This window comes from Aliivibrio sifiae, assembly GCF_002954715.1.
GTDB classification, from domain to species: Bacteria; Pseudomonadota; Gammaproteobacteria; order Enterobacterales; family Vibrionaceae; genus Aliivibrio; species Aliivibrio sifiae.
The window spans coordinates 854119-855303 of record NZ_MSCP01000002.1 but is presented as its reverse complement, the minus strand read 5'-3'; the positions used below and the strand labels follow the sequence as shown (position 1 = coordinate 855303).

Below are 1185 nucleotides of genomic sequence, written 5' to 3'. Positions count from 1 at the left end.
CGACTATGGTGTCAATAACTAATTATTAGCGTGGTTTTTATTCCACGTGACACCATCTCGTATCATTGAATTAAGTATGACAACCATCTTTCTAACACAGGCAATAATAGCGAGTTTTTTGGGTTTTCCTTCAGCTACGAGGCGACTGTAAGTCGACTTAAAAACTGGGTTACATTGCATTGCTGACATCATGGCCATATAGAGAACCGTCCGTACTTGCTTACGACCTCCTTTAATTTTTCGGTGACCTTTGTAGCGTCCGCTATCTCGATTCATAGGGGCTACTCCAACCAAAGCTGACGCTTTTTTATTACTAATACTTCCAAGCTCGGGGAGATTACTTATTAGTGATGCAGCAGCAACTTTTCCTATGCCAGGAACGCTCTGAAGAATTTCATTTTTATGCTTATATTCATCGCAAGATTCAATAAGTTTAATGATTTTTTCTTCTATTTTTTGGATTTGATTTTTGAAGCTTGTCAATATTGGTTTAATGGTCATCGCTAGTTCTTTAGGGAGTATTTGAAGGCGATTCTTTTCCATGGTTTGCATGGATAATAATTGATTTCTACGAATGACTAAGTCGCTCATTAGTCTTATATTTTCAGGCTTTAGAGTTGATAGTGGGGGTTCAATTCTTTCAGAGTATAAGGCAATTAATTGCGCATCTAATTTATCTGTTTTGGCTATTTGTCCAATAGCGCCAGCAAATCGTCTTACATGAATAGGGTTGGCAACAACGTATGGAAGCTTAGCCTTTGAGCAAGCAAGAACAAAGGGGACCTCAAGCCTGCCTGTTGCCTCAATAACGATACGTTCTGGTTGATGTTTTTTAATGGTTGCTATGGCTTCTTTGATGCCTTTAGCATCATTAGAAACAGAAAAGAACAGACCTATAGGTCTGATGAAAATGTCTAGTTGAGTTTTACCGGTATCAACACCGACATTGATGCTTTGAAATGTAGGATTATTCATAATAAGCTTACTCTTGTTTGCTATAATACGGGTTCGAGACCCAGTCGACTATTCGAGTGTAGGCTTGGAGTTTATACAGTGTTCTCGTTTGTTATCGGTCTCTCGATAGAGGAGCCATGCATCAATCGAACTGCTGTATAAATCAACTTTAGTTGCAGCTAAAGTCTGGGTCTCACTTTACCCTAATTGAGCATTTATTATCCATACAAT

1 protein-coding gene is annotated in these 1185 nt (G+C 38.6%); it reads right to left on the bottom strand.

Annotated elements, in window-relative coordinates:
• Window positions 1-18: 18 nt before the first annotated feature.
• Entirely contained in the window at window positions 19-975 is a 957-nt protein-coding gene (locus BTO23_RS14975; protein WP_105063887.1) for an IS110 family RNA-guided transposase, read from the bottom strand.
• Window positions 976-1185 lie beyond the last annotated feature (210 nt).

Coding starts and splice junctions, on each gene's coding strand:
- BTO23_RS14975 (WP_105063887.1), bottom strand. CDS start 975: ATGAATAATCCTACATTTCAAAGCATCAATGTCGGTGTTGATACCGGT.